The organism is Micromonospora tulbaghiae (assembly GCF_900091605.1).
In the GTDB taxonomy this organism is placed as follows: Bacteria; Actinomycetota; Actinomycetes; order Mycobacteriales; family Micromonosporaceae; genus Micromonospora; species Micromonospora tulbaghiae.
Window position 1 is genome coordinate 215,330 of record NZ_FMCQ01000004.1, and the last position, 13,321, is coordinate 228,650.

Sequence of the window (13,321 nt, forward strand, 5' to 3'; positions counted from 1 at the left end):
TCTCTCCTCGGATCCTCAACGACGGTCCAGCGCGATCACCACGACCGCGGGCAGGACCAGCAACAACAACACGACCAGCACCAGCCGCAGCGCGAGGTCGTCCACCAGGTTCCAGATGGCGACCACCGCCACCACGGTGAGCACCAGGATCGTCGCCCGCTCGCGGCGGGTGTGCCGGCGCAGCCGGCCGGTACGCCCGCGCCGCATCGACGGCGTCAGCCGGCGTACCAGGGAACGACGCCGCTCCCGGCGCGTCACCCGGCGGGCGCGGACGGCGCGCGCCCGCTCCTGCTCGGCCTCGCGCTCCGCGCGGCGGCGGGCCCGCTCCTTGCTCACGCGAACACTCGCGGGCGCCCCGCCCGCGTGCCCCGGACCGGTCCGGTCACAGCGTGCCGAGCCAGTTGCGCAGCAGCGCGGCGCCGGCGTCGGCCGACTTCTCCGGGTGGAACTGCGCGGCCGACAGCGGCCCCCGCTCCACCGCCGCGACGAAGTCCGCGCCGTGGTGCGCGGTGGTCACCGCGGCACCCGCCTCGGCCAGCGCCGCCGGGTCGGTCACGCCATAGGAGTGGACGAAGTAGAACCGGGTGTCGCCCGGCAGCCCGGCGAACAGCGTCGAGCCGGCCGGTGGCTGCACGGTGTTCCAGCCCATGTGCGGCAGCCGCCGGGCGGGCAGCCGGGTCACGCCGCCGGGCAGCAGCCCGAGCCCCTTGGTGACCACGCCGTGCTCCTCGCCGTGCCCGAACAGGATCTGCATGCCGACGCAGATGCCCAGCACCGGCCGCCCGGCGGCGACCCGGTCGGCGATGACCGGCCCGGCGCCCAGCGCCTCGATCCCGGCCATGCACGCGGCGAACGCGCCGACGCCCGGCACCACCAGGCCGTCGGCCGACGCGGCGGCGTCCAGGTCGTCGGTGACAGTCACCTCGGCGCCGGCCCGCTCCACCGCGCGCTCGGCCGAGCGCAGGTTGCCCGAGCCGTAGTCGAGCACCACCACCCGTGCCATCAGCTCTCCCCCGGCAGCAGCCAGAGCACCCCGGCGACGGTGGCCAGCACGGCCAGCAGGCCGGTGATCACCACGGCGGCGCGGGGCGCGCCCTGCTTGAGCAGCGACCACGTCCCGCCGACCAGCAGGCCGGCCAGGATCAACAGAAGTGTGGGCAGCACCTTCATCAGAGCCAGCTTCCGTTCGCGACTGCGGGACTCCGCTTCGCTGCGTTCCTCGCGCTCATCAGAGAGCGCCCTTCGTGGAGGGGACCACGCCCGCGTTACGCGGGTCCAGCGCGGTCGCCTCGCGCAGCGCGCGGGAGACGGCCTTGAACTGCGCCTCGACCACGTGGTGGGCGTCCGGGTGACCGCCGGGCCGGGCCGCGCGGAGCACGTCCACGTGCAGCGTGATCCGGGCCGACTGACCGAACGACTCCCAGATGTGCCGGGTCATGCTCGTCGGATAGACCGGCCCGATGTACGGGGCCAGCGCCGGCTCGTCGTGCACCACGTACGGGCGGCCGGACAGGTCGACGGCGGCCCGGACCAGCACCTCGTCCATCGGGACGGTGGCCGAGCCGTACCGCCGGATGCCGGCCTTGTCGCCCAGCGCCCGGTCGAATGCGGCGCCCAGCGCGAGCGCCGTGTCCTCCATCGTGTGGTGCGCGTCGATCTCCAGGTCGCCGACGGTGTGCACGGTCAGGTCGAAGCCGCCGTGCCGGGCGATCTGGTTGAGCATGTGGTCGTAGAAGCCGACGCCGGTGGAGATGTCGGCCTTGCCGGTGCCGTCGAGGTCGATCTCGACGAGCACCTTCGTCTCGTTTGTGACCCGCTCGATCCGGGCGATCCGGCTCATGAAACTGTCTCCATCGCGGTGAGGAAGGCGTCGGTCTCGGTCGGGGTCCCGGCGGTGACGCGCAGCCAGCCGGGCAGGCCGACGTCGCGCACCAGCACGCCGGCATCGAGCAGGGTACGCCAGGCCACCGCCTGGTCCCCCTCGACGGCGAACAGCACGAAGTTGGCGTCGCTGTCGGCCACCCGGTGACCCCGGGCGCGCAGCTCGGCGACGATCCGGTCCCGCTGCTGCATGATCGCGGCCACGGTGCCGAGCAGGGCGTCCCGGTGCGCCAGCGCCGCGCGGGCGGCGGCCTGGGTGAGCGCGGACAGGTGGTACGGCAGCCGGACCAGCTGCACCGCGTCCACCACCGCCGGGTCGGCGGCCAGGTAGCCGAGCCGGCCGCCGGCGAACCCGAACGCCTTGCTCATGGTGCGGGTCACCACCAGCCGCGGGTGGCCGGGCAGCACGGCGAGCGCGCTGACCGTGCCGGGCCGGGCGAACTCGGCGTACGCCTCGTCGACGATCACCATGCCGGGCGCCTCGTCCAGTACGGCGGCGACCACCGCCGGGTCGAGCGCGGTGCCGGTCGGGTTGTTCGGCGAGCAGAGGAACACCACGTCCGGCCGGTGCTCGCGGATCTGGGCCACCGCCTCGCCGGCGGTGAGACCGAAGTCCGCGCCGCGCCGGGCGGGCACCCACCGGGTGCCGGTGCCGAGCGCCAGCAGCGGGTGCATCGAGTACGCCGGCGTGAAGCCGAGCGCGGTGCGCCCGGGACCGCCGAACGCCTGGAGCAGCTGCTGCTGGATCTCGTTGGAGCCGTTCGCCGCCCACACGTGGTCCGCGGTGAGCCCGTGACCGAGGTATGCGGCCAGGTCGGCGCGCAGCGCCACCGCGTCCCGGTCCGGGTAGCGGTTGAGGTCGCGCAGCTCGGCGGCGACCGCCTTGCCGATCGCCTCCACCACCGGCTCGGGCACCGGGTAGGAGTTCTCGTTGGTGTTCAACCGCACCGGCACGTCGAGCTGCGGCGCCCCGTACGGCGTCCGCCCGCGCAGGTCGTCGCGGATCGGCAGGTCGTCGAGCGTGGTCACGACGCGCCGCCCTCGGGGAACCGGACGCTGACCGCCTGGCCGTGCGCGGGCAGGTCCTCCACCGTCGCCAGGGTGACCACGTGCGGGGCCACGTCGCGCAGCGCCTCCTGGGTGTATTCGATCAGGTGCACGCCGCGCAGGAAGGACTGCACGGACAGGCCGGAGGAGTGCCGGGCGCAGCCGCCGGTGGGCAGCACGTGGTTGGAGCCCGCGCAGTAGTCGCCGAGCGACACCGGCGACCAGGCGCCCACGAACACCGCTCCGGCGTTGCGCACCCGCAGCGCCCACTCGCGGGCGTTCTCGGTCTGGATCTCCAGGTGCTCGGCCGCGTACGCGTCGACCACCCGCAGGCCCGCCTCCAGGTCGTCGACCAGGACCACGCCGCTCTGCTCGCCGCGCAGCGCGGTGCCGATCCGCTCGGCGTGCTTGGCCGCCGGCGCCTGCCGGGCCAGCTCGGCGTCGACCGCGTCGGCCAGCGCGGTGGACGGCGTGACCAGCACGCTCGCGGCCAGCGGGTCGTGCTCGGCCTGGCTGATCAGGTCGGCGGCGACGTGCGCCGGGTCGGCGGTGTCGTCGGCCAGGATCGCGATCTCGGTCGGGCCGGCCTCGGCGTCGATGCCGACCACGCCGCGCAGCAGCCGCTTCGCGGCGGTGACCCAGATGTTGCCCGGACCGGTGATCATGTCGACCGGCTCGCAGCGCTCGTCCCCGGCCGGGTCGACGCCCGCGCCGTACGCGAGCATCGCGACCGCCTGGGCGCCGCCGACCGCGTACACCTCGTCCACGCCGAGCAGCGCGCAGGCGGCGAGGACGCGCCGGTCCGGCAGGCCGTCGTTGTCCTTCTGCGGCGGGCTCACCACCACCAGCGAGCGCACCCCGGCCGCCTGGGCCGGTACCACGTTCATCACGACAGTCGACGGGTACATGGCCAGGCCGCCGGGGACGTAGAGGCCGACCCGGTCGACCGGCACCCACCGCTCGGTCACCGTGCCGCCGGGCACCACCGTCGTGGTGTGGTCGGTGCGGCGCTGGTCGTCGTGGACCTTGCGGGCCCGGGTGATCGACTCCAGCAGCGCGGCGCGGACCTGCGGATCCAGCTCGCCCTCGGCGGCGCGGATCGTCTCGACCGGCACCCGCAGCCGCTCCGGGGAGACGCCGTCGAACCGTTCGCTCGCCTCCCGGATCGCCGGGTACCCATGGTCCCGGACCGCCTCCACGAGCGGGCGGATCCGCTCGACCGCCACGGAGACGTCGAGCTGGGCACGGGGCAGCAGGCGGCGCGGGTCACGGGCCCCGCCGCGCAGGTCGATCCGATTCAGCACGCCTGCGAGTCTAGGCCGCCGCCGGTGTCACCGGCCGGGCCCGCCCGCACGCCGGGACGGTGAGCCGGGACACGCGCGGGCGGGCCCGTTGGCGATACGCTCGATCACGTGAGCGCACGGCTGCCGGTGTTCCCGCTCGGGACCGTCCTCTTCCCCGGGCTGGTCCTTCCGCTGCACATCTTCGAGGAGCGCTACAAGGCGCTGGTGCGTCATCTCGTGGGGCTGCCCGAGGGCGCGCCGCGCGAGTTCGGCGTGGTGGCGATCCAGGCCGGCTGGGAGGTCGCGCCGGCCGGGCCGCCGGGGCGTTCCGGGCCGGCCGGCGGCGAGGTCACGCTGCACGAGGTCGGCTGCACCGCCGAGCTGCGGCAGGTCACCGAGCTGGCCGACGGCGGCTTCGACATCGTCACCGTCGGGCGGCGGCGGTTCCGGGTCGCCGACGTCGACGACTCCGCCGAGCCGTACCTCACCGCCGAGGTGGAGTGGCTGCCGGAGCCGGACGGCCCGGACGAGGTCTCCGACCTGCTGGCGGCCCGGGTGATCTCGGTGTTCCGGCAGTATCTGGGCCTGATCCGGCCGGACCAGCAGGAGATCACCGAGCAGCTGCCCGAGGATCCGACGGTCCTGTCGCACCTGGTCGCCGCGACCGCCGCGCTGACCGTCGCCGACCGGCAGCGGCTGCTCGCCGTCGACGACACGGCCGGCCGGCTGCGCGCCGAGCTTCGCCTGCTCAACCGGGAGACGGCGTTGCTGCGGCAGGTGCGCGCGGTGCCGGTGCCGCTCAGCGAGCTGGCTGGTCCCCCGGCGCCGAACTGAACCCGGGTGGGGGCGGCCAGGCCGCGTCGGGCTCCGGCTCCGGCCGCAGCGACGGCCACCGCGACCAGCCCGCCAGCAGCGTGTACGTGACTGCCGCGCCGAACGCGGCGAGCAGCAGGTTCCCGTGCGGCAACGGCAGCGGGCCGTACCAGTCGACGCCGCCGGCACGCAGGTCGACGGGTTTGGTGAACGCGGTGCCCGGCGGCGCGGTCTCCACCAGCCGCTGGAACGTCGACAGGCCGATCCGGCGGCCGACCTGCCAGGCCACCACCGCCGCGCCGAGGCCGCCGAGCGTCACCGCGAGCAGACCGGCCGGGCCGCGCCGACGGCGCAGCAGCACCCACAGGGCGACGGCGGCGAGCACACCGAAGCCGAGCGTCAGGAGGCTGAACCAGCCGTCCGCGGCGATCGGCTGCTCCGGCTGCGTGGTCGCGTAGACCGCGCCGGCCGGGGTCTGCCGCACCGGGGTGGCGGGCGCCGCCCACGCCCACAGCAGCCCCAGCGGCACGCCGAGCGCGGTGAGCAGCGCGACCACGCCGAGCGCGGTGACCAGCGGGCGGCCGGACCGGGCGGCGTCGGCGCCGGGCAGCTCCGCCACCACGCCGGGATACCCGGCGAGCGGGTCGGCGCCCGGCGCGGTGACCGGCGTGCCGGCGGGTACCGGCAGGCCACCGGGCCAGCCGGGCGGCTGCTCGCGCTCGGGCCACGCGGCGTCACCAGGCCACGGGGCGTCGCCGGGAGGCGGGAGGGCGTCGCCGGTACGCGCGTCGGTGCCGTCGGTGCGCTCGCGCGCCCGCTCGGGCTCAGGGGTGTCCGGACTCACCCGTTGATCCTCTCAGGCCCGGGCACGGCGCGGGGCGGTGGTCGGCGCTCAGCGCGCGAACGGTTCCAGCATCACCGCTGCCGCCTTGAGCCAGGCGTTGCGGGTCTCGGCCTGGAGCTGGTGGTACTCGATCGAGGAGCCGGTCTCCAGCGCCGGGTCGTAGGGCACCACGGCGACCGCCCGGGTACGGGTGGCGAAGTGCCGTTCCAGGTCGTCCTGCAACGAGGTACGCCCCGGCGTGGGGCAGGAGATCAGCGTGACCGCGTTGTCGGCCAGCTCGCCCATGCCCACCTCGTGCAGCAGGTCGAGCATCCAGTCCGCGCTGAACGCCGCGTCCTCACGCGGCACGGTGGTCACCACGAGCTGGTCGGCGGCCTGCATGACGGTGCGCCAGTTCGGGCTCTCCACGTTGTTGCCGGTGTCCACGCAGACCACCTCGTGGGTGCGGCGCAGCAGCTCCAGCACCCGCTTGACGGTGAACTGGTCGAGCCGCTGGGCGAAACGCGGGCTCTCCTCGCCGGCCAGCACGTCGTACGAGCCGTCGGAGGCGTGCCGCAGGTAGTCGTCGAGGTGCGACAGCAGCGTGTTGCCCTCGAGGATCTCGATCTGCGCCAGGTCGTGGATCAGGTGGCGGATGGTGCGGGCGTGCCGGGCGCTGCCGGCCCGCAGACCGAGCGTGCCGCGCAGCTCGTTGTCGTCCCAGGCGAGCACGCCGCGCCCGCGTACGCTGCCGACCGTCGCGGCGGCGAGCACTGTCGCGGTGGTCTTGTGCACCCCGCCCTTGGGGTTGGCGAAGGCGAGCACCCTCGGGGTGCCCAGCTCGCGGCGGAGCACGCTGGTCGCCCGTTCCAGCTCCGGGTCCGGCTCCGGGGCGCGCCACTGCACCTGGGCCGCGTCGACCCGGCCGGAGCGGCCCTCCAGCGGGCGGCGGGGCGCGGGTACCACCGGCTCCGGGGCGGGCGGCGTGTCCGGCCGGTAGCGACCCCGGTCGAGCAGCGCGTAGCGGGACTCGGGCGGCGGCGGCGCGGGCCGGTAGCCGCCGTCGAGAAGGGAGTACCGGGACTCGGCCGGCGCCTCGGCCCGGCCGCGCGGCTCCGGCCGGGCCGGCTCGGGCCGCCAGGACGGTTCCGGGCGCGGCTCGGCGGTGAAGGGCTGCTCGGGTGCGAACGACGGGTCGGGCGGGAACGACGGGTCGGGCGCGAGCGACGGGTCGGCGCGCCAGGATGGGTCGGGCGGGTAGGGCTGCCCGGCGCGCCAGGTCGGCTCCGGGTCGCTGCGGTACGCCGGTTCGGCCCGGTAGGCCGGCTCGCCGTCGTGCCGGGGATCGGCGCGGAAGGCCGGGTCGACCCGGAACGTGGCCTCGGCCCGGTAACCGGGCTCGGCGCCGTACGACCCGTCGGGGGCGCGGCCGACGGCGGTGGCGCGGCCGGTCCACCCGGTGCCCGCGCCACGGCGGGGCAGCGGGTCGGGCGGCGGCGCCGGTTGCTCCTCGACGTGCCGGTCGGCGTCGGCGTGCTCCGCGCCGCGACCGCCGAGCCGGGCCCGGTCGAGCAGCGCCCGCCACCGCGGTGCCGGCTCGCCCTGCCGACCCCAGCCGGTCTCGCTGCCGTCCAAGGATTCGCCCTCCCCCAGCCCATCGATCTCCGCCTGACAGGCTACGAACGAAACCCTATTCGGACCACTCCCCGCGCCGCACATCGCCCGGTGGCCCGCCGCACCATGGGATCGGCCCGGTAGCCGTGCGCCCCGATGTCTCAGGAGGTGGGAGCGGGATTGGGCGCTCCGGAGCCGGTCACGGACGCGGGGGCGGTGGGTGAAGGTCCGCTCACCGTCCGTGCGGCTTCCGACGAATCGCCCATTCCGCCTGCCTCGGCCGGTCCGGTGTCGGCCGGCGGCCGGACCACGTCACGCTGCTCGGGCAGCGGCGGGGTGAACACGGTCCGGTCCAGACGGGTCACCTCCGGCGCCGGGTCCACCACCCGCACGCCCGGACGCCCGGCGAGCGCGCGCAGGGCGTCCGGCGCGGCACCGACCACCGCGGCGTAGACGCAGGCGCAGCCCGCCCGGTACGCCTCCGCCTCGCGGGCGGCGACCTCGGCGCCGCTGTCGTACGCCCGGCGCAGCTCCGGATCGGCGGCGGCCGCGGCGGCGCGGGACCGGTAGTCCGCGGCCTCCCGGTCCTTGCGCGTCGCGACGCCGGTCATCCCGGCCACCACGTCCTGCGGCAGGCGCAGCGCCGCGATCCGGACGATCTCGGTCTGCCGGCCGGGCAGCGGCACCCGTGCCACCACCGCCGAGACCCGCGTGCCGTCCAGCGCGGCGGCCGCCCGCGCCGGGGTCAGGTAGTCGCCGAACGACACCAGCGCGTAGCCGTCGGGCGCGTCGAGGCGGGCCAGCTCGTCCCCGGCGGCGCGCAGGTACGCCGGGATGCTCGCGCCGTCGGTCACGCCGACCCGGGTCACCTCGCCGACCGTGCGGTCGCTCACCGGGCGGTCCCGCCGCTGCGCCACCGCCACCACCAGCACCACGAGCGCGCAGGCCAGCGCGAGCCAGGTCAGCGCGGCGGACCGGGACCGGCGCGGAGGCGCGGGATCGTCGCTCACGTCAGTCGCGCAGGATCTCCAGCGCCCGGGCCAGGTCGTCCGGGTACTCGCTGACGAACGTCACCTCGTCACCGGTGGCCGGATGCGCGAAGCTCAGCGAGCGGGCGTGCAGCCACTGCCGGGACAGCCCGAGCCGGGCCGACAGCGTCGGGTCCGCGCCGTAGGTCAGGTCGCCCACGCAGGGGTGCCGCATGCTGGAGAAGTGCACCCGGATCTGGTGCGTGCGCCCCGTCTCCAGCCGCACGTCGAGCAGGCTGGCGGCGGGGAACGCCTCGAGCGTGTCGTAGTGCGTGATGCTCGGCTTGCCGCCGGAGACCACGGCCCAGCGGTAGTCGTGGTGCGGGTGCCTGTCGATCGGCGCGTCGATGGTGCCGCGCAGCGGGTCCGGGTGGCCCTGCACCACGGCGTGGTAGCGCTTCTCCACCTCGCGCTCCTTGAACGCCCGCTTCAGCGCGGTGTACGCGCGCTCGCTCTTGGCCACCGCCATGATGCCGGTGGTGCCCACGTCGAGCCGGTGCACCACGCCCTGCCGCTCGGCGGCGCCGCTGGTGGAGATGCGGTGACCGATGCCGGCCAGCCCGCCGATCACGGTCGGGCCGGTCCAGCCGGGGCTCGGGTGCGCGGCCACCCCGACCGGCTTGTCGACCACCACGATGTCGTCGTCGGCGTACACCACTGTCAGGCCGGGCACCGCCTGCGGCACCACGGTCGGCGGGGCGGGCGGCGCGGGCAGCGTGACCTCCAGCCACGACCCCGCCTTGACCTTGTGCGAGTTGGGCCGGGCCACGCCGTCGACGAGCGCGTCCCCGGCGTCGATCAGGCCGGCAGCGGCGGTGCGGGAGAGCCCGAACAGGCGGGACACGGCCTGGTCCAGGCGCATGCCGTCGAGGCCGTCCGGTACGGGCAGGGAACGGGTGTCGCCGCCGGCGGCGAATGCGGAGGTCACGCGCTCTCCCGCTGCTCGGCCGGGGCGGCGGCGTCGCGCTTCTCGTCGCGCAGCCGGGAGCCGTCGCGCTGCCGGCCGGTCAACTCCAGGAAGACCGCGAGCACCACGCCGCACACCAGCGAGCTGTCGGCCAGGTTGAACACCGGCCAGACCTGGCCGTACGGGTCGAAGAGGCTGATCATGTCGACCACGTGCCCGACGAAGTGCCCGGGCGCGCGGAAGATCCGGTCGATCAGGTTGCCCAGCGCGCCGCCCAGCACCAGGCCGAGCGACACCGCCCACGGCAGCGAGCGCAGCCGCAGCGCCATCCAGGCGATCCACCCGATCACCACGAACGTGATGATCGGGAAGACCCAGGTGTGGTCGGAGCCGATGCTCCAGGCCGCGCCGCTGTTGCGGGTGAGGCTGAGGTAGACCGCGCCGCCGAGCAGCGACACCGGCTCCCGGCCGGTCAGCTCGGCGAGCGCGAGCTGCTTCGTGCCGAGATCCGCCAGCAGCGAGAACAGGGACACGCCGAGCAGCAGGCCGACGGCCTTACGGCGGGGCGCGCCGGCGCCCGACTCGGTGGTGCCGGCCCCGGCGGGCGGTGCTGCGGTCATCTGCTCCCCATCGACGCTTGCGACGGTGTGGTCACCGTCTGCCGTACGGCCGCCGGGGAGCGGTGATCAGCGCCGCTCCTCCAGCTGCTTGCACGTCACGCAGAGGGTGGCCGACGGGAACGCGGCGAGCCGCTCCACCGGGATCGGGTTGCCGCACCGCTCGCACCAGCCGTAGCCACCCTCGTCGAGGCGCTCCAGCGCGCGCTCGACCTGCGTGATCCGTTCCTTGATGCTGTTGGCGAGAGAGATCTCCTGCTCCCGCTCGAACGTCTTGGTGCCGGTGTCGGCCTGGTCGTCCCCGGCCGAGTCGGTCAGCCGGTCGCGCTGCAGCTCGGTGATCTCGCTCAGCGTCTGATCGTACTCGGCGTTGAGTTCGTCCCGCCGTGCCGCCAGGGCGGCCCGGATCTTCTCGGTCTCCGCGGCGCTGCGGGTGGCCTTCGGCGCGGGCTTGCGGCCGGCGGTCCTGGTGTCGGCTGGCTTCGCCATGTCAGCTCCCTCAGCCGCGTGGCGCGGCGGTCAGCGGTACGTGGGCGGGGACGCCTTCGTCGGCGTCGTCCGCGTACGGAAGGGTGCACGGCGAGCGAGTCCGCCGTGCACTCCGGAGGTTGGCAAGAATACGGAACGTACAGGCGTCCGACAACGTGCCGCACCGTCGTCCCACGTATCCGCCCCGGACTGCCATCAATCGGGGCAAAAGGAACGGTAGCAGATCAGCGGGCCTGCTCCTCGCCGTACTCCCCGAACCACCTCGCCAGCCGACCCCGGCGGCTCACCGCCCGCAGCCGCCGCTCGGTCTCGTCCCGAACGCCGGCGGTGGCGACGATGAGCAGGCTGTCCCCGACCTTGAGCCGGGTATCGGCGCCCGGCACGAAACCGACGCCGTCACGCAGCACGAGCGTCACCGCGGCGCCGACCGGCAGCCGCAGCTCGTCCACGTGCACCCCGGCCAGCCGCGACCCGGTCGGCACCTCCAGCTGGAGCAGATCCGCGCGCATCCGTTCCAGCGGCGCGGTCTCCAGCAGGATCTCGCTCGCCTCCGCCGGCGCGGTCACCCCCAGCCGGCGGGCGGCCGGCGCCAGCGTCCCGGCCTGGAGCAACGTGAAGATCACCACCAGGACGAAGACGGCGTCGAACAGGCGGTCCGCCCCCGGCACGTGCAGCGACAGCGGGATGGTCGCCAGCACGACCGGCACCGCGCCGCGCAGCCCCGCCCAGGACAGGAACAGCTGCTCGCGCAGGTTCACCCGGAACGGCAACGCGGACACCGCCACCGACAGCGGCCGGGCGAGCAGCAGCAGCGCCAGCCCGGTGATCACCGCCGGCAGCACCGCCGCGTCCAGCCGGCTCGGCGAGACCAGCAGGCCGAGCAGCACGAACAGGCCGATCTGGGCCAGCCAGGCCAGCCCGTCGGCGAAACCGAGGATGGCCTGGCGGTGCGGCAGCCGCGAGTTGCCGAGCAGTACGCCCGCGACGTACACGGCGAGGAAACCCGAGGCGTGCAGCATCGAGCCGGCCGCGTACGCCAGCACGGTGAAGCCGACCACCGCGATCGGGTACAGGCCGGCCGACGGCAGCGCGGCCCGGCGCAGCGCGTACCGGCCGGCCAGCCCGGCGCCGACCCCGACCGCCGCGCCGGCGCTCAGTTCGTAACCGAGCAGCAGCACCTCGTACCACCAGGGGTGGGCGGCCTCGACCCCGGCGCGGGACAGCAGCAGCACCAGCAGCACGACCGGGGCGTCGTTCACCCCGGACTCGGCCTCCAGCGCGGCCACCAGCCGGGGCGGCAGGCGCAACCGGCGCAGCGTGGCGAACACGGCCGCGGCGTCGGTGGAGGAGAGCACCGCGCCGTAGAGCAGCGACAGCCGCCAGTCCAGGCCCAGCAGCAGGTGCACCACCACGCCGACGACCACGATGCTGACCACGACGCCGACCGTGGACAGCGCCGCCGTCAGTCCCAGCACCGGCCGCAACGTGCTCCACCGCGCGGTCAGGCCGCCCTCCGCGATGATCACGATGAGCGCGCAGAAGCCGAGCACCCGGGTCAGCTCGACGTCGTCGAACCGGATGCCCAGGCCGGCCTCGCCGAGCAGCACGCCGAGCGCCAGGTAGACCAGCAGACTCGGTACGCCGAGCCGGGTGGAGAACCGCACCGCGCCCACCGCGACCAGCAGCACGGCGGCGCCCACGAGCAGCGCGACGTCGAGCCCCGGGGTCATCGCCGGCCGGCCCGACCGGACCTCACGCCGTGCTGCCGTCGCGCAGCCGGCGCAGCACCTCGGGCAGCCCGTCGTGCGGGCGCTCGACCAGGAACAGCTTGTCGCGGCTGGCCGCGCCGGAGCGCAGCGAGACGGTCGCCGGCCGGACGCCGAGCGCGTCGGCCAGCGCGCGCCGGGCCGCCTCGGTGGCGCGGCCGTCCACAGCGGGCGCGTGCACCGCGACGACGAGCGCGGGACCGTACGGCCCGTCGAACCGCCCGCCCACCCGGGCGCGGGAGGCCCCGGGCTTCACCCGCACCGCCACGGTGAGTGTGTCGTCCGCGATCGTCATGGTCAGCGGGGCCGGGCCTCGGCGAGCAGCGTGGTGGCGGCGGCGCAGCGCGCACACGGGGTGAAGCCCAGCGCGACCGCCTCGGCGACGGGCAGCGGTTCGTCCTGCCGGCCCACGAGGTGCGGGCAGTCGGGCAGGTGGAAGCGGGGGTGGCCGTCGACCACCAGGACCTCGTCGGGCAGCCGGACCAGCCGGGCGACCTCACCGGTGGAGAGGAACTCGGCCGGTGGGTCGCCGTCGAACGCCTCCCCCGGTGCGGGCGAGGTGGGGCGTGCGGTCTCCGGCACGCGCGGGCCGGGCGGTGAGTAGGGGGTCGCGTCCGCGACCACCGGATCCGGCGCCGTGTAGGGCTCGGCGTCGAACGGCTCGGCCGGCGGCGAGTACGCGGCCGGCGGCGGGGCGTCGTCCGGCTCGATCACCGGCGACCCGGGCGGTTGCCGCCACCCGGATCCGCCGGCGCCGACCGTGGACGTGTGGTGCGGGACCGGGCTCACCGGTTCGTCCGGGGACGGGACGGTGTGCGAGGTCCGCATTCGCGGCCCGGCCTCCCGGCCGGCCGTGGCCCGCGTCGCGGCGGCCTGGCGGGCGAACGCGACGAAGGCGACGGCGGACAGCAGGCTGGCCGCGATCGAGACGATGAGCAGGATGCTGGACCCGCCGGCGAGGCCGGCGACCAGCAGCACGACCGCGACGAGGATGAGCAGGATGCTGGCGGCTACCACGGCTCACCCCCGGCCGCGTCGTGTCGGTCTGGGCGG

The 13,321-nt window shown here is 75.5% G+C and carries 16 protein-coding genes; 1 reads left to right on the plus strand and 15 read right to left on the minus strand.

Annotation, left to right across the window (positions count from 1 at the left end):
- Positions 1-15: 15 nt before the first annotated feature.
- Genes GA0070562_RS13730 through hisD form a run of 6 tightly spaced genes read right to left on the minus strand, consistent with a single transcriptional unit; the run spans position 16 to position 4,232 of the window.
- Positions 16-336, minus strand: coding sequence for a hypothetical protein (locus GA0070562_RS13730; RefSeq protein ID WP_091420728.1), 321 nt, complete (start codon positions 334-336; stop codon positions 16-18).
- Between the two features lie 46 nt (positions 337-382).
- A complete protein-coding gene (gene hisH, locus GA0070562_RS13735; protein ID WP_091420731.1) occupies positions 383-1,003 on the minus strand; it encodes an imidazole glycerol phosphate synthase subunit HisH in 621 nt (206 codons plus the stop codon).
- Complete coding sequence (locus GA0070562_RS30245; RefSeq protein ID WP_013287581.1) at positions 1,003-1,170, minus strand: hypothetical protein; 168 nt, start codon at positions 1,168-1,170, stop codon at positions 1,003-1,005. The genes hisH and GA0070562_RS30245 overlap by 1 nt, the downstream gene beginning before the upstream one ends.
- Positions 1,171-1,228: 58 nt before the next feature.
- The gene (gene hisB / locus GA0070562_RS13740) at positions 1,229-1,840 is read right to left on the minus strand and encodes an imidazoleglycerol-phosphate dehydratase HisB (RefSeq protein WP_018785239.1); all 612 of its coding nucleotides are present in this window, start codon (positions 1,838-1,840) and stop codon (positions 1,229-1,231) included.
- Entirely contained in the window at positions 1,837-2,910 is a 1,074-nt protein-coding gene (locus tag GA0070562_RS13745) for a histidinol-phosphate transaminase (protein ID WP_091420734.1), read from the minus strand. The genes hisB and GA0070562_RS13745 overlap by 4 nt, the downstream gene beginning before the upstream one ends.
- Complete coding sequence (hisD, locus tag GA0070562_RS13750; protein ID WP_091420739.1) at positions 2,907-4,232, minus strand: histidinol dehydrogenase; 1,326 nt, start codon at positions 4,230-4,232, stop codon at positions 2,907-2,909. Before hisD ends, GA0070562_RS13745 begins: the two co-directional genes overlap by 4 nt.
- Positions 4,233-4,340: 108 nt before the next feature.
- Between hisD and GA0070562_RS13755 the strand changes: the two genes are divergently transcribed.
- On the plus strand, positions 4,341-5,045 hold the full coding sequence (locus tag GA0070562_RS13755; RefSeq protein ID WP_091420742.1) for an LON peptidase substrate-binding domain-containing protein: 705 nt from the start codon (positions 4,341-4,343) through the stop codon (positions 5,043-5,045).
- Here GA0070562_RS13755 and GA0070562_RS13760 read toward each other — a convergent pair.
- The 9 genes from GA0070562_RS13760 to GA0070562_RS13800 form a co-directional block, all read right to left on the minus strand.
- On the minus strand, positions 5,011-5,868 hold the full coding sequence (locus GA0070562_RS13760; RefSeq protein WP_091420744.1) for a DUF2567 domain-containing protein: 858 nt from the start codon (positions 5,866-5,868) through the stop codon (positions 5,011-5,013). The genes GA0070562_RS13755 and GA0070562_RS13760 overlap by 35 nt on opposite strands.
- A 48-nt stretch (positions 5,869-5,916) precedes the next feature.
- Positions 5,917-7,482, minus strand: coding sequence for an ATPase (locus GA0070562_RS13765; RefSeq protein ID WP_091420748.1), 1,566 nt, complete (start codon positions 7,480-7,482; stop codon positions 5,917-5,919).
- A 140-nt stretch (positions 7,483-7,622) separates the two neighbouring features.
- Positions 7,623-8,471 carry a hypothetical protein gene (locus GA0070562_RS13770; RefSeq protein WP_091420752.1) on the minus strand — a complete coding sequence of 283 codons (849 nt, stop codon included), beginning with the start codon at positions 8,469-8,471 and terminating at the stop codon, positions 7,623-7,625.
- Between the two features lies 1 nt (position 8,472).
- Positions 8,473-9,417 (minus strand): RluA family pseudouridine synthase, encoded by a 945-nt coding sequence (locus GA0070562_RS13775; RefSeq protein WP_091420757.1) that lies wholly within the window; start codon positions 9,415-9,417, stop codon positions 8,473-8,475.
- The gene (gene lspA, locus GA0070562_RS13780) at positions 9,414-10,016 is read right to left on the minus strand and encodes a signal peptidase II (RefSeq protein WP_091420760.1); all 603 of its coding nucleotides are present in this window, start codon (positions 10,014-10,016) and stop codon (positions 9,414-9,416) included. Before lspA ends, GA0070562_RS13775 begins: the two co-directional genes overlap by 4 nt.
- 66 nt (positions 10,017-10,082) lie before the next feature.
- Positions 10,083-10,502, minus strand: coding sequence for a TraR/DksA family transcriptional regulator (locus GA0070562_RS13785; RefSeq protein ID WP_030500254.1), 420 nt, complete (start codon positions 10,500-10,502; stop codon positions 10,083-10,085).
- Between the two features lie 224 nt (positions 10,503-10,726).
- Positions 10,727-12,232, minus strand: coding sequence for a potassium/proton antiporter (locus GA0070562_RS13790; RefSeq protein ID WP_091420764.1), 1,506 nt, complete (start codon positions 12,230-12,232; stop codon positions 10,727-10,729).
- 22 nt (positions 12,233-12,254) lie between these two features.
- Positions 12,255-12,563, minus strand: coding sequence for a DUF167 domain-containing protein (locus tag GA0070562_RS13795; protein ID WP_091420767.1), 309 nt, complete (start codon positions 12,561-12,563; stop codon positions 12,255-12,257).
- Positions 12,564-12,565: 2 nt separating this feature from the next.
- Positions 12,566-13,285, minus strand: a complete 720-nt coding sequence (locus GA0070562_RS13800; RefSeq protein WP_091420770.1) for a hypothetical protein — start codon at positions 13,283-13,285, stop codon at positions 12,566-12,568.
- Positions 13,286-13,321 lie beyond the last annotated feature (36 nt).